The 17,198-nt window shown below is 69.5% G+C and carries 13 protein-coding genes; 7 read left to right on the forward strand and 6 right to left on the reverse strand.

Annotated elements, in window-relative coordinates:
* Nucleotides 1–258: 258 nt before the first annotated feature.
* The 5 genes from smc (at nucleotide 259) to CIK77_RS05800 (ending at nucleotide 8,175) form a co-directional block, all read left to right on the forward strand.
* Nucleotides 259–3,978: a chromosome segregation protein SMC gene (gene smc / locus CIK77_RS05780; protein ID WP_087054695.1), complete on the forward strand. Its 3,720-nt coding sequence runs from the start codon at nucleotides 259–261 to the stop codon at nucleotides 3,976–3,978.
* Nucleotides 3,975–5,399, forward strand: a complete 1,425-nt coding sequence (locus CIK77_RS05785) for a class I SAM-dependent methyltransferase (protein ID WP_087054696.1) — start codon at nucleotides 3,975–3,977, stop codon at nucleotides 5,397–5,399. The genes smc and CIK77_RS05785 overlap by 4 nt, the downstream gene beginning before the upstream one ends.
* A gap of 291 nt (nucleotides 5,400–5,690) precedes the next feature.
* Nucleotides 5,691–6,629 carry a diacylglycerol/lipid kinase family protein gene (locus CIK77_RS05790; protein ID WP_087054697.1) on the forward strand — a complete coding sequence of 313 codons (939 nt, stop codon included), beginning with the start codon at nucleotides 5,691–5,693 and terminating at the stop codon, nucleotides 6,627–6,629.
* Between the two features lie 98 nt (nucleotides 6,630–6,727).
* A complete protein-coding gene (gene ftsY / locus CIK77_RS05795) occupies nucleotides 6,728–7,597 on the forward strand; it encodes a signal recognition particle-docking protein FtsY (protein ID WP_087054698.1) in 870 nt (289 codons plus the stop codon).
* 77 nt (nucleotides 7,598–7,674) lie between these two features.
* Nucleotides 7,675–8,175 carry a DUF2004 domain-containing protein gene (locus CIK77_RS05800; RefSeq protein ID WP_087054699.1) on the forward strand — a complete coding sequence of 167 codons (501 nt, stop codon included), beginning with the start codon at nucleotides 7,675–7,677 and terminating at the stop codon, nucleotides 8,173–8,175.
* A 34-nt stretch (nucleotides 8,176–8,209) separates the two neighbouring features.
* Here CIK77_RS05800 and CIK77_RS05805 read toward each other — a convergent pair whose 3' ends face one another.
* From CIK77_RS05805 to lipB, 6 genes are all read right to left on the reverse strand, one after another.
* Nucleotides 8,210–9,952: an ATP-binding cassette domain-containing protein gene (locus tag CIK77_RS05805; protein ID WP_087054700.1), complete on the reverse strand. Its 1,743-nt coding sequence runs from the start codon at nucleotides 9,950–9,952 to the stop codon at nucleotides 8,210–8,212.
* The gene (locus CIK77_RS05810; protein WP_087054701.1) at nucleotides 9,949–10,800 is read right to left on the reverse strand and encodes an ABC transporter permease; all 852 of its coding nucleotides are present in this window, start codon (nucleotides 10,798–10,800) and stop codon (nucleotides 9,949–9,951) included. Before CIK77_RS05810 ends, CIK77_RS05805 begins: the two co-directional genes overlap by 4 nt.
* Nucleotides 10,797–11,906, reverse strand: a complete 1,110-nt coding sequence (locus tag CIK77_RS05815; protein WP_332841606.1) for an ABC transporter permease — start codon at nucleotides 11,904–11,906, stop codon at nucleotides 10,797–10,799. Before CIK77_RS05815 ends, CIK77_RS05810 begins: the two co-directional genes overlap by 4 nt.
* A 5-nt stretch (nucleotides 11,907–11,911) precedes the next feature.
* Nucleotides 11,912–13,540, reverse strand: coding sequence for an ABC transporter substrate-binding protein (locus CIK77_RS05820; RefSeq protein ID WP_087054702.1), 1,629 nt, complete (start codon nucleotides 13,538–13,540; stop codon nucleotides 11,912–11,914).
* Between the two features lie 179 nt (nucleotides 13,541–13,719).
* Nucleotides 13,720–14,712, reverse strand: a complete 993-nt coding sequence (gene lipA, locus CIK77_RS05825; RefSeq protein WP_170934108.1) for a lipoyl synthase — start codon at nucleotides 14,710–14,712, stop codon at nucleotides 13,720–13,722.
* Nucleotides 14,709–15,353 carry a lipoyl(octanoyl) transferase LipB gene (gene lipB / locus CIK77_RS05830; protein ID WP_087054703.1) on the reverse strand — a complete coding sequence of 215 codons (645 nt, stop codon included), beginning with the start codon at nucleotides 15,351–15,353 and terminating at the stop codon, nucleotides 14,709–14,711. The genes lipA and lipB overlap by 4 nt, the downstream gene beginning before the upstream one ends.
* A gap of 95 nt (nucleotides 15,354–15,448) precedes the next feature.
* Between lipB and CIK77_RS05835 the strand changes: the two genes are divergently transcribed.
* Nucleotides 15,449–16,006: a TetR/AcrR family transcriptional regulator gene (locus CIK77_RS05835; protein WP_087054704.1), complete on the forward strand. Its 558-nt coding sequence runs from the start codon at nucleotides 15,449–15,451 to the stop codon at nucleotides 16,004–16,006.
* A 156-nt stretch (nucleotides 16,007–16,162) separates the two neighbouring features.
* Nucleotides 16,163–17,140 carry a hypothetical protein gene (locus CIK77_RS05840; protein WP_087054705.1) on the forward strand — a complete coding sequence of 326 codons (978 nt, stop codon included), beginning with the start codon at nucleotides 16,163–16,165 and terminating at the stop codon, nucleotides 17,138–17,140.
* Nucleotides 17,141–17,198 lie beyond the last annotated feature (58 nt).

The following is a 17,198-nucleotide window of genomic DNA, read 5'->3' on the forward strand; positions in this document are numbered from 1 at the left end:
TCATGGTGTTCTCCTCTCAATTCTCTGCGGGCGTGATACCCGGAACAGACCTGACAAAGGAACACTATGGGCAGCTGGGCGCGTCGTCAAGCGACGCGCGGGAGGATGTCGGCACGCTGGGCGGCGCAGCGGTGCGACGACGCTCGCGCCGGAGTGGGCTGAGTCGAACTGCCGCGCCACTGCGGGGCTCTCCTTGCGCGAGCAATAGGCTGGAGCAAGATTTTCGCGCGCGACCTGCGACGAAGGGGAGGAGGCCGAATGCACCTGAAGTCAGTCACGATCAAGGGATTCAAGTCGTTCGCACAGCCGACCACCTTCGTGCTGGAGCCCGGCGTCACGGCGATCGTCGGGCCGAACGGGTCGGGCAAGTCGAACGTCGTCGATGCGCTCTCGTGGGTGATGGGGGAGCAGGGCGTCAAGAGTCTGCGCGGCGGCAAGATGGAGGACGTCATCTTCGCCGGCACGGCGACGCGCGGTCCGCTAGGTCGCGCGGAGGTGCAGCTGACGATCGACAACTCGGACGGAGCGCTGCCGATCGAGTACAGCGAGGTGACGATCAGCCGCACGCTGTTCCGAAGCGGCCAGAGCGAGTACTCGATCAACGGCGAGACCTGCCGACTGCTCGACGTGCAGGAGCTTCTGAGCGATTCGGGCCTCGGTCGCGAGATGCACGTGATCGTCGGCCAGGGGCGCCTCGACACCGTGCTTCAGGCGACTCCGGAGGATCGCCGCGGCTTCATCGAAGAGGCGGCAGGCATCCTGAAGCACCGTCGCCGCAAGGAGAAGACACTCCGCAAGCTCACGGCGATGGAGCAGAACCTCACTCGTCTCAGCGACCTGGCAGGCGAGATCCGGCGTCAGCTGAAACCCCTCGGCAAGCAGGCGGAGATCGCGCGGGAGGCCCAGACGATCGCTGCCGTCGTGCGCGACGCGAAGGCGCGCCTGTTCGCCGACGAGGTGGTGCAGCTGCGCAAGGCGCTGTCCGACCATGCCCGCAACGAGCACGAGCGTCACACCGAACGGCTTGTGCTGCAGGAGCGCGCAGACGACGTGAAGGCGCGCGTCGCCGCGCTGGAGGCGAAGCAGAACTCCGCGGAGGTCGACGAGGCGCGCAGCGTGGCGTTCGAACTCGAGCAGGTTCAGGAGCGACTTCGAGGGCTGTTCACTCTCGCGAACCAGCGTCTCGCGCTGCTCGGGACAGAGGAGGAGGATGCGCCGTCGTCGGTCACGGTCACGCAGGCGGCGGTCGATGAGGCCAAAGCCGAGATCACCGAGTTCGGGGACGGGCTGGGCGACGCGCAGGACGCGGTCGAACAGGCGGGACGGAGCGTCGCCGTGGCGAGGACGGATCTCGACGCCCTCGACGTCGAGATCGCTGCGCAGAGCGCTCTGGTCTCGGAGCACGACATGCGCATCACGACTCTGCGCGGCCAAGCGGAAGCGGCCGAGTCGGCGCTCGAGGCGGTGCGGCAAGCCGTGGTGCGCCAGCAGACGCAGCTCGACTCGGCCAGGCAGCGCCGCGACGAGGCGACCGAAGCGTACGAGGCGCTCGATGACGCCGAAGCCTCAGAGGGAACCGCCGCTCAGCTGCAGGCGGCCTATGAGGAGGCGCAGCAGCAGGCGAGCGAGGCGGAGAGCGACGTCGAACAGCTGCGAGAACAGCACCGCTCCGCCGAGCGGGAGACCGACGCGCTCACCGCGAAGGCCGCAGCTCTCGGCAGCGCGCTCGACGTGCGCAACGGCGCCGCCGACATCATCGCGGCAGGCGGTGACGGCATCGTCGGGCTCGTGGGCGATTCCGTTCAGGTCGACAGCGGGTTCGAAGCGGCGATCGCTGCCGCGCTCGGGCCCCTCGCCGAGGGGGTGCTGGTTCGCACGCGTGCCGACGCCCGCGCAGTCGCTTCTGGTGCGGACACTGTCGTCGACATCGTGATCGCCGACGGCCACCCGGCGGTGGTGGCGATGCCAGAGGAGCTCACCGCGGCGCTCGATGTGGTCGAAGCCCCGGACGGCGTGCGCGCGATCCTTGCGCACGTGGCGATCGCCGACGACCTCGAAGCTGCGCTCGCCGCGGCACCGGCTCTTCCCGACCGCGGACGGATCACCGTCGTCACGCGCGCAGGTGAGGTGGTCACCGAGCACACCCTGCGCGCCGGATCCGGTGAGGGACGATCCCGCCTCGAGCTGCAGGCCGAGCGCGACGATGCGCTGGCGAAGCTGGAGCGGTTGAGTGCGGAGGTCGACGATCTCGCCGTGCAGCGCAAGGAGGCCTCGGAGCGGCTGCAGACCGCGCGGACGCGTGCGAAGGAGACGTTGACCGAGCTGCGTCAGCACGATGCACAACTGGCTCAGCACGCCGAGCACCTCAATCGCGTCACGGTTCGCTACGAGTCGGCCGTCGCCGAGTGCGAGCGCCTCGAGGCGGGGCTGGCGCAGTCGCAGACGGCGGTGGCGGACGCCGAAGTCAAGGCCGGGGAGCAGGCCGCGGCGCTCGAATCGGCGCTCGCAGAACCGCGGCCGATTCTCGACGCGTCGGCCAGGGACGGACTCGTCACCGCGCTCGACGCAGCACGCGAGAAGGAGATGGCGCGACGGCTCGAGGTCGAGACGCTGCGTGAGCGGGTGCGGGCCGCAGAGAACAGGGCGGCGAGTCTCGAGAAGCAGCGCGAGCGGGAGAAGGTCGCGGCCGAGCAGGCAGCCCGCCGCGCGGTGATCCGCCGTCGCCAGCGCGAGGTGGCGCACGGGGTGGCCGGCGAGCTTCCCGTGGTGATGGAGTCGGTGGACGGCTCGGTGTCAGAGGCTCGCATGGCGCTCGCCGAAGCGGAGAAGCGCCGAAGCGAGCAGAACGATGAGCTCAGGGACCTGCGTCGCCAGGAGACACAGCTGCGCGAGCGCCTGGCCGGTCTCACCGAGAGCGTGCACGGGCTGGAACTGCAGATCCACGAGAAGAAGCTGCACGTGTCGAGCCTGCTCGAACGGGTCGACAGCGAACTCGCCCTCGGCGAGTCCGTGCTCGTCGCGGAGTACGGCCCGGATCAGCCAGTGCCGAAAGACATCGCCGACATCGCCCCTGCGCGTGCGCCGCAGGAGATTCTTCGCGACGCGGACGAGCACACCGCTCAGGCGGACGACGACGAACAGGGCGAGCACAGCGCGGCCGAGGCGGTCGAAGCGGAAGCCCGCGCGAGCGCTGTGACCGTGCGGGCCGGCACGGAGAACGCGGATCATCCGGAGCTTCCCGATGCGTCGGATGCGGACGAGACATCCGGCACGGAGCCCGCCGGCCCGGACGACGAGATCGAGACGATCCCGTACGACCGGCGGATGCAGGAGCGCCGACTCCGCGACGCCGAGCGCAAGCTCGCCCAGCTCGGCAAGGTCAACCCGCTGGCGCTGGAGGAGTTCGCGGCGCTCGAGCAGCGGCACGCGTTCCTGAAGGAGCAGCTCGACGACCTGGCGCAGACCCGCAAGGACCTGCTCACGATCATCGACGACCTCGACGAGCGCATGCAGACGATCTTCGCCGCGGCGTTCGAAGACACGAAGGCGGCCTTCGGCGAGGTGTTCCCGATCCTGTTCCCCGGCGGTACGGGCAGCATCTCGCTGACGAATCCGGATGACATGCTCACGACCGGCATCGAGGTCGCGGTGCGGCCGGCTGGCAAGAAGATCGAACGGCTCTCGCTGCTGTCGGGCGGGGAGCGCTCGCTTGCGGCAGTGGCTCTGCTGACGGCGATCTTCAAGGCGAGGCCGAGCCCGTTCTACATCCTCGATGAGGTCGAGGCAGCCCTCGACGACGCCAACCTGGGTCGGCTGCTCGGCGTGTTCGAGACGCTGCGCGAGAGCAGCCAACTCATCGTGATCACGCACCAGAAGCGCACGATGGAGATCGCCGACGCGCTCTACGGCGTCTCGATGCGGCAGGACGGAGTCTCGGCAGTGGTCGGTCAGCGCATCAGTGAGCGCGCGACCGCATGAGCGCTGCGGACGAATTCGCGCGGATCGCCCCGACGCTGCGTCGCCGCCCGGATGTCGAGGCGCACGACCTGGTGGCGGCAGACGCGAGCGACCGGCTGATCCTGGAATCGGCGGGACTCGATCATCCGGCTCCTGCGGCGGACCGAGCTCGCGAGATGCCTGCTTCTGGTCCGGATGAGCGTCCGAAGCGTGGCATCTCGGCAGCACCCAGGCAGTTCGCGGGGGTCGTGGTGGTGGGGGACCGGCACGGGGCGCTGACGCTGCCGCTGGCCGCTGCCGGATACCGGGTGCGGGTGCATCAGGATGCGCTGTCGGGCGAACGGGCAGCGAGGCTGAACGCTGCGGAAGTCGGGCTCGCCGAGCCGCCGAGGCATCCGGAATCTGAGGAGGCAGACGGAGCATCGATGGTCGCCGACGCCGACCGGATCGTCGTGCCAGGGGTGAGTTGGCACGCGCTCGACGCAGACATGTTCGCGGGGGCGGCGCTCGTGCTGATGCAGCTGCCGCGGTCACTCGACGCGCTCGACGAGATCGCGGGGCTCATCGCCGCGCAGGCGGATCCTGCGGTGCGGATCGTCGCGGGTGGGCGGGTGAAGCACATGTCTCCCGCCATGAACGACGTGTTCGCGCGGCACTTCGAGACGGTCACCGCCGACAGAGGCGTCGGCAAGTCGAGGGTGCTGCGCGCCTCGGTGCCGCGCGCTCGCCTGCAGGGCGCAGCCGAACGGGCGCCGGCTGCGGGCGCGGGCAGGACGGACCCCGATGCTCCCGCGTGGCCGCGCGCGCAGCGCGACGAGGCAACGGGGCTGACCATCTGCGCGCATGGCGCCGCCTTCGCCGGCACCGGCGTCGACATCGGCACGCGTCTGCTGCTGAGCGTGCTCCACCGCGCGCCCGCTGCGTCGCGGGCGATCGACCTCGGGTGCGGCACCGGAATCATCGCGGTGTCGTACGCGCTGGCGCACCCGGACGCTCGCGTCATCGCAAGCGATCAATCGGCAGCAGCCGTCGCATCGGCGATGGCGACAGCCGCCGCCAACGGGGTCGCCTCCGACGAGGGCATCGATCTCGTCTCTCGGGAACACCCCGCCTCCGACTCTCGGCATGAGCATGGTCTGTCCTGGCCTCCCGGCACGACATCCGGGGTCACGGTCATCCGAGACGACGCCCTCGGCGCGCAACCGGACGCGTCGGCCGACCTGGTCCTGCTGAACCCGCCGTTCCACTCAGGCGCCGCGGTGACGACCGAGATCGCGCCGCGCCTGTTCGCCGACGCCGCCCGCGTGCTCAGGCAGGGCGGCGAACTGTGGTGCGTGTGGAACTCTCATCTGCGTTATCGGCCGGAGCTCGAGAAGCTCGTCGGGACGACGCGTCAGGTCGCGCGAAACGCGAAGTTCACGGTGACGGCCTCGACCCGGTAGCGGATCGACCTCTGCCGCCGGGCGACGGGCTGTGGGCTTGCGGGCTGCGGGCTGCGGAGTCTGCATCTGCGCTGTCGGCCGCGGGCGGAGACGCTCATGAGCGCGACACGCGCGAGATCGCGCACAACGCGAGGTCCACGGTGACGGACTCCGTGCGACAACGGCCCTGCACTGGCGGCGAGCTCCGGTCGCGTGTCCGCAGGCTCGGGATTCGCCGTGAAGCCGGCCAGTCCCGATGCGCAGTGATGCATCGGCCGAATAGGCTCGCACCAACACCGGAAGGAGCACGTCATGGTCCAGCAGGTTGCGATCGTTTGGAACCCGAGCAAGACGACTCGGGAGGCGCTCGACGAGGCACTCGCCGCGGCGCTCTCCTCTTCCGGGGACGCGGCCTCGGTGGAGTGGATCGAGACCAGCAAGGATGATCCAGGCAGGGGAGCGACCGAGCAGGCACTCGCCTCAGGCGCGGAGCTCGTGATCGCCGCCGGCGGCGACGGCACGGTGCGGGCGGTCGCCGAGGTGCTCGCCGAGCAGGGCAGCGCCGAGCTCGGGATCGCACCGCTCGGTACGGGCAATCTGCTCGCCCGAAACCTCGACGTGCCGATCGACGACCTGGCGGTCGCGATGACCCGCGCCATCACGCACGAGGCATCCGTCATCGACGTCGGCTGGCTCGCCCTCGACGGCGGCGCCGAGAAGCAGGCGTTCGCAGTGATGGCCGGCTTCGGCATCGACGCGCACATGATCACCGAGACCGACGACGAATTGAAGAGCAGGGTGGGCTGGCTGGCCTACGTCGAATCGCTCGGGCGCGCGGTCTCGTCGAGCGAAGTGATCGATGTCACGGTCTCGGAGGACGGCGAGGAGCCGGCGAGAACCCAGGCGCACACCATGATGATCGGCAACTGCGGCACCGTGCAGGGCGGTATCACCCTGCTGCCGGATGCCGACCCACGAGACGGGGAGCTCGACCTGCTGCTGATCGATGCGGAAGGCGTGGGGGGCTGGCTCGACACCATGCGCAACATGCTGTGGGACAACGGACTGAAGAAGCTGATGCCGGGAACGCCGGACGATGCCGAGAGCAGCAAATCGATCGGTCACCGCAGCGCGAAGAAGATCCGGATCGAGCTGGCCGAGCCCCGCGAGATCGAACTCGACGGTGACGTGATCGGCAAGGCGCGAGTGCTCGACGTCGAGGTGCAGCCCAGCGCCCTGCGCGTGCGCTGAATCCGCGGGCGTCGAACCCGCGAGTGCCCACGATCTCTCGTAGGCACTCGCGAAGAACGCAGGCACTCGGGGTCCGCCACGGCCGATAGGCTGGGGACATGGCGGAAAAGTGGTCCCTCGGTCGCGCCCTGCGCGGCATGTTCACCCGGCCGCAGATCGACGACACGACGTGGGACGACCTCGAGACCGCGCTGATCACCGCAGACTTCGGGCCGGACATCACCGAGGCGATCGTCGACGATCTGCGTGAGAAGGTCACCCGCTTCGGTACGACGGACCCCGCCGATCTCAAGCGCATGCTGCGAGAGTCGCTCGAGGAGCGATTCGCCGCGTTCGACACGACCCTGAAGCTCACCGAACGGCCGGCCGTCGTGCTGGTCGTCGGCGTCAACGGCGTCGGCAAGACCACCACGATCGGCAAGTTCGCGAACTTCCTCGGCCGCTACGGCCGCTCGATCGTCGTCGGCGCGGCCGACACATTCCGCGCCGCTGCTGTGGAGCAGCTCGCGACGTGGGCGGAGCGCGGGGGAGCGGCGATCGTTCGGCCGGAGAAGGAGGGCCAGGACCCTGCGTCCGTCGCCTTCCAGACGATCGACTACGCCAAGCGCAACGGGACCGAGATCGTGCTCGTCGACACAGCGGGCCGCCTGCACACCAAGGCGGGGCTGATGGACGAGCTCACCAAGGTGCGTCGTGTCATCGAGAAGCAGGCACCCATCAGCGAGGTGCTGCTCGTGCTCGACGCCACGACGGGCCAGAACGGCGTGATGCAGGCAGAGGCATTTCTCGAGCATGCCGGGGTGACGGGGCTGGTCATCACCAAGCTCGACGGTTCCGCGAAGGGCGGCTTCGTGCTCGCCGTGCAGGAGCGCACGGGCCTTCCCGTCAAGCTCCTCGGCCAGGGCGAGAGCATCGGCGACCTCACCGGTTTCACCCCCCACGTGTTCGTCGAGCAGCTCGTTGACTGAGCCGCCGCTGCGAATTCACCGGAATCGATCCGGTAAACCTACTGACATCCGGCAACCTGAGGTGGTTTGATAGCGCCATGGCACTCGAACACGACTTCTTCGGACTCCTGGAGTCCGGGCCAGACGGCTCGGTCTTCTGGTCCGAAACGGTGGATCTGGGCGACCAGAGCGTCGCCGTCGATCTGACTGCGCCCGACCAGGAAGACGTCTCGCAGGACGCTCTCGATGCGGCTGCGGCGATCGTGGCGAGCATCGAGGAGATCGACCGCCGCGCACGGATCGCCATGCTGGGCGAGGTCGACAATCGCGCCAGCGAGGTCACCGAGTACATCCTGATGCAGCAGAACCAGCTCGGCGACGATCTCGACGACCTCCTCGTCGATGTATCAGGCGATGCGGCGGTCGACATCATCCGGTCGATGCAGCTCACCAGCGTGACGATTCTGGCCGACGAGCACGGCGGATCCGACCCGTTCGCTGTGTTCGAATACGCCCTCGACCCCGACTCCACAGACGACGTGCTGCTGGTGAACCTGCTCGGCGACGGCGAGATCCAGTCGGTCACCAGCGCGGACTGACACGATCCGCGCATGCTGCAGTGCGTGAACGTGCTCAGCGCATGACGGGGCCCGCCGCGATCAGCTCGGCGGTGAACGGGTGCTCGGGTGCGGCGTACACCGCTTCGGTCGGACCCTGTTCGACGATGCGGCCGTCGCGCATCACGGCCACGCGGTCGCTGACCAGGCGCACCACGGCGAGGTCGTGCGAGATGAACACCATGCCGAGGCCCTCTTCGCGCTGCAGCCGTTCGAGCAGATCGAGGATGCCGGCCTGCGTGGTCACGTCGAGCGCGGACACCGGCTCGTCGCAGATCAGGATGTCGGGCCGGCCGGCGAGTGCGCGGGCGATGGCGACCCGCTGGCGCTGACCGCCGGAGAGCGTGGCGGGGCGTCGGGTGAGCAGCGACGCGTCGAGCCCCACGCGCGCGAGCAGCTCGGCCTCATCCGGAGCTGCGTCGCGCCGGGACAGGCGCAGGATCTTCGCGACGGTGTGCCGTGGATCGAATGACGCGAGGGGATCCTGCGGCACGAGCCGTATGCGCGGTGCCGGATCATCCATCAGGATCTCGCCCTCGTCCGGCCGCTCCGCCCCGATCAGCAATCGCGCCAGGGTCGACTTGCCTGACCCCGACTCGCCGACCACACCGAGCACCTCCCCGGCTGTCACCTCGAGATCCGCCCCGCGTACGGCCCACAACCGACCGTATCGACGCGACGCCCCCGCTGCCGAGATGCGCACTTGTCGCCCAGATGCGCCGCCATTGACGTGATTCTGGTCGAAAGGTGCGCATCTCACGGGCAGGGAGGCAGGCCCGGATGAGATGGGCGCTACGGCGGATCCGGAGCCGGGTGCCACAGCGCCGGATGGGATGGATGGTTCGGCCGGGGCGGTGCCGGATGGCGCGGCCGGTTCGGAAGGGGTGATTCCGGATGGGGCGGCTGCACCGTGCCGGACAGGCTTGGGGCCGGAGGGGACGGCGGCGAGCAGGGTGCGCGTCGTGGGGTGCTCCGGTGCGGCCAGCAGGCGGCTCAGCGGAGCGTGCTCGACGATGCGCCCCGCCTCCATCACGGCGACGCGGTCGGCGATGCGCGACACAGCATGCAGATCATGGCTGATCAGCACCAGGGCTGTGCCCGCATCGCGCATCCGGCCGAGCAGATCGAGCACGTGCACGGCGGTCGTCGCGTCGAGCGCCGTGGTGGGTTCGTCGGCGATGAGCAGCGGGGCGTCGCCGATCACGGCCGACGCGATCAGAGCGCGCTGGCGCATACCGCCTGACAGCTCGCCGGAACGCCGACGGAGCAGCGACTCCGCCTCCGGCAGGCCCGCGTCGGTGAGCGCGTCGATCACCCGCTCGCGGCGCACGCGGCGCGGCGTTCCGCGCACGGCGAGCGCCTCCCCGACCTCGGCCTCGATCGTGCGCAGCGGGTCGAGCGACTGCAGCGCGTCCTGCAGCACGAGGGCGACATCGCGCCCGCGCATCCGGCGCCTTGCCCCGCGGCCGACCCGCAGCAGGTCCTGTCCGGCCACGGAGAACCGGTCAGCCTGCACCTGCGCGGCGGGATCGTCCTGCACCAGGCCCAGCAGCGCGCGAGCGAGCACCGACTTGCCGGCGCCGGACTCGCCGACGATCGCCAGGCATTCGCCAGGCGCCACCTCCAGATCGGCTCCGCTCACCACGTCGCCGGAGCGGGGGAGCGTCACCGTGAGACTGCGCACCTCCACCAGCGGTGCACCAGCGCGTCGGCTCTCCGCTGCACCGTTCGCGTCGAGACCAGGGCGGCCGGGGTTCATCGGCCCGCTCCCGACATCCGGCGCCCCAGCACCGTCAGCGCGGTCGCCGTGGCGACGATGGCGAGCCCTGGGAACACGGTCATCCACCAGCCGGTCGAGATGTACACGCGGCCCGCGTTGAGCATGGCACCCCATTCCGGCGACGGCGGCTCGGCACCCAGCCCGAGGAAGCTCAGCGCAGACACCCACACGATCGCCTGTCCGACGCCCAGAGTGGCTGTGGCGACCAGCGGCCAGAGTGTGTTCGGCGCGATGTGGCGGAGGAACGTGCGCACGCGACCAGTGCCCTCCATCCTGGCGTGCAGGACGTAGTCGCTGCGGGCGACGGTGCGCACGCGCGAGCGCAGGATGCGCGCGTATCCGGGTGCTGTCGCGAAGCCGATCGCCAGGATGGAAGGCCCGGTCCCCGCTCCCAGTACGGCGACGAAGAGCAGCGCCATCACCAGCGTCGGCAGTGCGAAGAGCACTTCGATCACGCGGCCCAGCGCTGCGTCGAGCCTTGCGGGGCCCAGACCTGCGGCGAAGCCGAACACCAGCCCGATGCCGATGCCGAGTGCGGTCGCGGCCAGCCCGATGCCGGCAGACCGTGCGGCGCCGTGCACGATGCGGGTGAGCACATCGCGCCCCGATTCGTCCGTGCCCGCCGGATGGGCGGCGGACGGAGCCTGGAACGCGTCAGCGGGGGCGATTCCGAGCGGATCGCCCGGTGCGATGACGCCGGGGGCTGCGATCGCGACGAGGAGCGTGAGGAGCAGCGCGAGGGCGACGCCGCCGGACCAGCCCAGGCGGGCGGCGGCTGCGGCGATGGTGCTGAGGCCGCGGTGCGATTCCGTTCTGATGGCGGTCATGCGCCCACCGCCGTCTCCGGTGCGGCCGGCGCACCGGGCCGAGCGCGGCGCAGGCGCGGGTCGACGAACAGCTCGACCGCGTCGGTGACGATGATGACGATCACGTACAGCACGGCGACGGTGGTGACGGCGCCGACGACGAGGGGAACATCGCGGGCGAGAGCGCCCTCCTGCAGCAGCCGACCCAGCCCGGGACGGGCGAACAGCACCTCGACGACGACGGCACCGCTGAGTAGGTTCCCGAATGCCCATCCCGACAGCGCCAGTGCAGGCAGCGAGGCGTGCCGCAGCGTGTGCCGCAGGAACACCCGCGGCTCGCTCGCACCGCGCGCCCGCGATGTGGTGGCGAATGGTGCGGCGTCGGCTTCGAGCAGCGCGTCCCGTGACACCTGCGCGAGGAAACCCGCGATCGGCACCGCCAGGGTCACCACCGGCAGCACGAGCCCCGTGAGGTCGCCGGACTGGCTCGTCGCGGGGAACCAGCCCAGCGCCGATGCGAACACGAGGATCAGCACGGCGCCCAGCCAGAACTGCGGCATCACGGTGGAGACGATCTCGACGCTCCGGATGATCCGGTCGATCATCCGACCGACCAGGCCGCGGGACGAGGTCGCGATCAGTGCGCCGGTGACGGCGAGCACCCACGCCAGCGCCAGAGCCAGCACTGCCAGCAGCAGGGTGCCAGGCAGCTGCGCGCCGATCAGATCGGCCACGGGCTGCCTGCGCGCATACGAATCGCCCAGCTGCAGCGTCGCGATGCGGCCGAGCTGCAGCAGGTACTGCCATACCAGCGGGCTGTCGAGGCCGTACTCCTCGCGGGCTGCCGCCACGGCATCCGGCCCGGCCTGCGAACCGGGCCCGCCCAGGATCGCCTCCAGCGGATCGCCCGTCGACCGCAGCGCGAAGAACACGATGGTCGCCACCAGCCAGACCACCAGCACCGCACGCCCGATCCGCCCGGCCACCCACCGTGCGGCCACGGAGAACGCGCCTCGCTGCATTCTCGTCGTCGACGCGCTCAGCACGCCTTCCTCCTCCGCGTTGCGTACCACGGTCTCCGAGGCCGCACGGGCAGCCGCGTCATCCGGGTCGGGCTCGTGCGGCACGGCGACTACTCGGCGGTCAGCTGCGCGTTCAGGAGCAACGGCGTCGAGATCGTGTGCAGCGGCTCGACTCCGGTGACCCCCGCGTAGAGGAAGTGGTTCTGCTGGTCGTACAGCGGCAGCACCGTGAAGCTGTCGAGGATGATGCGCTGTGCGTCGGCGTAGAGATCGGCGCGCTCGGCGTCATCGGTGGTCGCCAGGGCCTCCTCGAGCAGGCCGTCGAGCTCGTCATCTCGCAGCATCGCGTGGTTCGCGAAGTATCCGGATGGAGCGGGCACCGTGCCGTCGGAGTGGTAGAGGATGCGCAGAACATCGGGCCCGACGGTCGTGTACGGCGCCGAGACGGCTTCGTACTCGTGCTCGCCGAGCGCCTCGTACCAGCTGGAGAGGTCCATCGGGCTCAGCTGCACGTCGAAGCCGACTCCTGCGGCGTTCGCCTGGATCTGCTCGAACAGGGACTGCTCCGCCTCGGTCGACTGGTTGGTCGACACCGGGAATCGCACCGTCAGCGGCTCGCCGTCCTTCATCCGGATGCCGTCGTCGTCGGTGTCGGTCCATCCGGCCTCGTCGAGCAGCTCGTTCGCGCGGTCGACGTCGGTGGCGAACAGCTCCTCGTCGCTGATGCCCATCGGCTCCGCACTCGACAGCACGGAGGACGACCGCTCGGCGGTGCCATGGAAGAGCGACTCGATGCCGGGGGCCGGGTCAGCGGAGCGGATGAAGGCCTCGCGGACCCGGATGTCGTCGAACGGCGCCTGAGAGGAGTTCAGCTCGATGCGGTTCGCGGCCGCAGGGCGCGGCGCGTCGAGGTGTGAGATGTCCTGACCCTCTGCGGCGACGATGTCGGTGGGGAGAGGGTTGTCGATGACGTGCACCTCGCCGGAGGCCAGCGCCGCCTGGCGGGTGGCTGCATCCGGAATGAAGCGCCACTGGATCGTCTCGACGTGCGCGGCACCGTCGTGGTCGGCCTGCGGGTTCGTCGAGACGTAGTCGTCGTTGCGGGTCAGCACGACGCGATCCTGCGGGGTCCAACTGTCGACGACGAAGGGACCGGTGCCGATCGGTGCCTGGCAGTTCTCCTCCTGGCCGCGCTCGATGCCGCTGGGTGCCTGCATCGCCGCCCACTGCTGGCTGAGCACCTCGAGCAGCGCCGACTTGGGCGTGGACAGGTGGAACCGCACGTGCGCGTCGTCGACGACCTCGACCTCGTCGACCTGCTCAACGGCGAGGTAGCCGGTGGAGGAGGCCGTGTCCGGGTCCTGCAGGTGCTCGACATTGACCTTGACTGCTTCGGCGTCGAACGGCGTGCCGTCGGTGAAGGTGACGTCGTCGCGCAGGGTGAAGTCCCAGGTGAGGCCGTCCTCCGACGTGTCCCAGTCCTCGGCGAGCCACGGCAGGATCGTGCCGTCCTCGTCGCGTCCGACCAGCGGCTCGAGGTACTGCGTCGAGATGAGCGCCTGCGGATAGTTGCCGCCGACGTGCGGGTCGAGGCAGTCGGGCTCGGCGTCGCCGGTGGCGTAGACGAGTGTGCCGCCGTCGACGGGCTCCGCTTCACCGCCTTCTGCGGCGCATCCCGCGGCGATCGCGGCCAGCGCGGCGATGGTGACGATGGGGAGGGAACGACGGATGGTGCGCATGGCTCCTCGGAGGGGTCTTGTGGACTCGGTCCAGAAATGGACCGTCTCCCAGCCTACTTCCCTCTGCGCCTTCTGGCGTCGCTCATCCGGGCCCGCGAGATGCGCACTTCTTCGACGGAATCACGTCAGAACCGGCGCATCTCGACGAAAGGTGCGCATCTCGGCAACAGGGGTGCGGGTCAGACGGCCTGGGCGAACTCGGCCGGCTGATCGTCGGCGAAGTGGGCGAGGTTATCGGGGAGAGAGCGGCCCTTCTCGCGCATGCTGTGCGCCCAGAGGCGGCCGGCGCGGTACGACGAGCGCACCAGGGGGCCTGCGAGCACGCCCAGGAACCCGATCTGCTCGGCGACACGCTTGAAGTCGACGAACTCGTCCGGCTTCACCCAGCGGGCGACCGGCATGTGTCGCGGGGTCGGGCGCAGGTACTGCGTGAGCGTGATGATGTCGCATCCCGCATCGTGCAGGTCCTGCAGTGCCTGCTCGACCTCCTCCGGCTCCTCGCCCATGCCGAGGATGAGATTCGACTTGGTGATCAGCCCGGCCTGGTGGCCCTGTGTGAGCACGCCGAGCGAGCGGTCGTAGTCGAATGCGGGCCGGATGCGCTTGAAGACCCGAGGCACGGTCTCGACGTTGTGCGCGAACACCTCGGGACGGGCGTCGAAGATCTGGTCGAGGAACGCCGGGTCGCCGTTGTGCTCGTTCGCGAGCAGCTCCACGCCGGTGTTCGGGTTCATCAGGTGGATCTGCCGCACGGTCTCGGCATTCAACCACGCGCCGGTGTCGGGAAGGTCGTCGCGGGCCACGCTCGTCACCGTCGCGTACCGCAGCCCCATCGTGCGCACGCTCTCGGCGACGCGACGCGGTTCGTCCGTGTCGTAGTCGGCGGGCTTGCCTGTGTCGATCTGGCAGAAGTCGCACCGACGGGTGCACTGCGAGCCGCCGATGAGGAACGTCGCCTCGCGGTCCTCCCAGCACTCGTAGATGTTCGGGCAGCCGGCCTCCTGGCACACCGTGTGCAGATCCTCGCCCTTCACGAGCGAGCGCACGTCCTGGTAGGCGGGCCCCTGTCTGACCCTCGTCTTGATCCACTCCGGCTTCTTCTCGATCGGAGTCTGCGCGTTGCGCACCTCGAGTCGAAGCATCTTGCGCCCGTCCGGGGCCGTCGTGGTCATGCGGGAATCCTCTCGAAGGTGTTGCGGAAGGCGCTCGCCGTGGTTCCGGCGAGGTCTGTGGGGGAGATGTCGCTGCCCGTCTCGCGGGCGATGGTGGTCACGCCGGCATCGCGGATGCCGCAGGCCACGATCTCGTCGTACGGGGCGAGGGAGTGGTTGCAGTTCAGGGCGAAGCCGTGCATCGTCACTCCGCGCGAGACGCGCATGCCGATTGCGGCGATCTTGTCGGCTGTGCCGTTCTCGCGCTCGACCCAGACACCGCTGCGCCCCTCCACGCGCACACCGGCGACGCCGAGCGGGGCGATCAGGTCGATCAGCAGCTGCTCGATGCTGCGCACGCACGCCACCGCGTCGCCGCGATCCGCGACGCGCATGATCGGGTATCCGACGAGTTGGCCAGGGCCGTGCCAAGTGATCTTGCCGCCGCGGTCGACATCGATGACGGGAGTGTCGGATGAGCGGGGGCGCTCACCGTCCTCCGTGCGAGAGCCGGCGGTGAACACCGCATCGTGTTCGAGCAGGATCAGCGTCTCGTTGCGGTCGTCCGCGACGACATCGGCGTGGATGCGCCGTTGCAGCTCCCAGCCGTCGCGGTACGGCACCGTGTGCGGAGCGAAGCCCGCCTCCAGCACGTCGATCATCCGGAATCTCCTGCCGATTCGCACAGACCGGATGTTTTTGGATCCAGTCCAATAAGTCGTATCAGATCCAACCCTACGCGCAATAGGCTGGGTTCATGACCAGCGGCACGCGGCGCCCGGGGCGCCCCAGGGCGATCACGCGCGACATGCTCGCCGAGGCCGCGTGCGAGCTGTTCCTCGAGAGCGGATACGACGCCACAAGCGTCACTGATATCGCCACCCGCGCCGGCATCGGCCGCTCCAGCTTCTTCAACTACGCCGCCACCAAGGCAGAGCTGCTCTGGGGCGGCCTCGATGACCGGTTGGACGCCGCAGAGCGCGCCGTCGACGACGGCCGAGCCCCGGACGCCGCGCTGCGCGCCGTCGCCGCGGGGCTCGCCCCCGACGCACTCGCGCTCGCGATCACCAACGCCGAGGCCATGCGCATCGAGCGGGCATTGGCGCACGAGGAGGCGCTGCGCTCGTGGCGGGTGTCGCGGTTCGTCGCTCGCGGGCTCGCCAGACAGGGCGCTGACCCCTTCACCGCCGAGGTGCGCGCAGGTTCCTACGGCGCAGCGCTGATCGCCGCGATCACAGCCTGGGCTCGATCAGGCGCAGGAGCCGCGCCGCTGGCAGAGCACCTCGAGCGCGCGCTCGACGCAGTCGGGCGCTGACGCGCGGGTTCACCTGACGCCAGGTGTTCTTCAACGAGGGGTACACAGGCGATACGCGTCAGGTGAACGGTGCACGCTTGGGGACAACGGGGGCGATTGCGGAAATGAGCTGTGGACAACGCGGGATGAGCGCGGCGGATGGGGCACTGTTGCGTCATGTCGGTTCGCAGCGAGCTTCCCTCGACACTCGGAGCGGCGTTCTCCGTGGCCGAAGCACGTCGGCTGGGAGTGGGTGCCGGGCGGCTCCGCGCAGCGGATGTGGTTGCACCTTTCAAAGGCATGCGGCTGCGCGTGCCGGCGCAGTCGCACGATACGGCGCGCAACGAGTTCGAAGCCGCAGAGCAGGAGCATCTCGACGCCGCACATGCCTACGCCGCGGTCATGCGGCGCGGTGAGTTCTTCTGCTACGAGACTGCGGTGCTGCTGTGGGGCGGGCCGCGGCCGCACGGCCCGATCTCTGCTTCCATAGACGTCGCCGTGCTCGGTGACGACGACGGCCTGCCGCGCGCGACGAACGTCCGAGGTCGTCGGCTCGCGTCCAGATCCACACGGATCGTCACAGTGCAAGGGCTGAGGGTCGCGACTCCGGCCTCGACGTGGGCGATGCTGGGGCGTCACTGGTCCGTCGACCAGCTCACGGCTTTCGGGGACTACGCGTGCAGAATCTGGCGCGAAGGCGTAGGGCGCCCTGATGCGGGGCTCCCGCCTCTTGCTCGCATCGACCAGTTCGCAGCTGCGCTGGCATCGAGCCGCCGCGTCGGGGCTGCCAAGCTGCGCGAATCGCTCGACCTCATCCGGTGCGATTCCTGGTCTCCGCGTGAAACAGGGTGTCGGCTTGCATTGCTGCGCGCAGGGTTGCCAGAACCTCTGCTCAACCTCGACGTCTTCGACGAGACAGGATCGTTCATCGGATGCACAGACATGGCATACCCCGACCAGAAGGTGGCGATCGAGTACCAGGGGCGACAGCATGCGGAGACCTATGCGGACGATGTCGAACGAGCTGAACGATTCCGGGCGGCCGGCTGGATCATGATTCAGGTGACCTCCGCGGCGTATGACTCGCCCCGTTCATACACGACAAGAGTTCGCCAAGCCCTCGTCTCTCGCGGCTGGCCTGGCCTGCTCACCTGACGCCACATGCGGGTACGGGGGCGACGAAGGGACAACTGGCGTCAGGTGAACCCGCCGC

The sequence above is a fragment of the Microbacterium sp. JB110 genome, assembly GCF_003335195.1.
GTDB lineage: Bacteria > Actinomycetota > Actinomycetes > Actinomycetales > Microbacteriaceae > Microbacterium.

What these genes read in the sequence shown, in the direction of transcription:
- CIK77_RS05810 (WP_087054701.1), bottom strand. Translation starts at nt 10,800, where the DNA reads ATGACCGCCATCAGAACGGAATCGCACCGCGGCCTCAGCACCATCGCC.
- CIK77_RS05840 (WP_087054705.1), top strand. Translation starts at nt 16,163, where the DNA reads ATGTCGGTTCGCAGCGAGCTTCCCTCGACACTCGGAGCGGCGTTCTCC.
- CIK77_RS05835 (WP_087054704.1), top strand. Translation starts at nt 15,449, where the DNA reads ATGACCAGCGGCACGCGGCGCCCGGGGCGCCCCAGGGCGATCACGCGC.
- CIK77_RS05800 (WP_087054699.1), top strand. Translation starts at nt 7,675, where the DNA reads ATGGCACTCGAACACGACTTCTTCGGACTCCTGGAGTCCGGGCCAGAC.
- CIK77_RS05790 (WP_087054697.1), top strand. Translation starts at nt 5,691, where the DNA reads ATGGTCCAGCAGGTTGCGATCGTTTGGAACCCGAGCAAGACGACTCGG.
- CIK77_RS05785 (WP_087054696.1), top strand. Translation starts at nt 3,975, where the DNA reads ATGAGCGCTGCGGACGAATTCGCGCGGATCGCCCCGACGCTGCGTCGC.
- CIK77_RS05820 (WP_087054702.1), bottom strand. Translation starts at nt 13,540, where the DNA reads ATGCGCACCATCCGTCGTTCCCTCCCCATCGTCACCATCGCCGCGCTG.
- smc (WP_087054695.1), top strand. Translation starts at nt 259, where the DNA reads ATGCACCTGAAGTCAGTCACGATCAAGGGATTCAAGTCGTTCGCACAG.
- CIK77_RS05805 (WP_087054700.1), bottom strand. Translation starts at nt 9,952, where the DNA reads ATGAACCCCGGCCGCCCTGGTCTCGACGCGAACGGTGCAGCGGAGAGC.
- lipB (WP_087054703.1), bottom strand. Translation starts at nt 15,353, where the DNA reads ATGATCGACGTGCTGGAGGCGGGCTTCGCTCCGCACACGGTGCCGTAC.
- ftsY (WP_087054698.1), top strand. Translation starts at nt 6,728, where the DNA reads ATGGCGGAAAAGTGGTCCCTCGGTCGCGCCCTGCGCGGCATGTTCACC.
- lipA (WP_170934108.1), bottom strand. Translation starts at nt 14,712, where the DNA reads ATGACCACGACGGCCCCGGACGGGCGCAAGATGCTTCGACTCGAGGTG.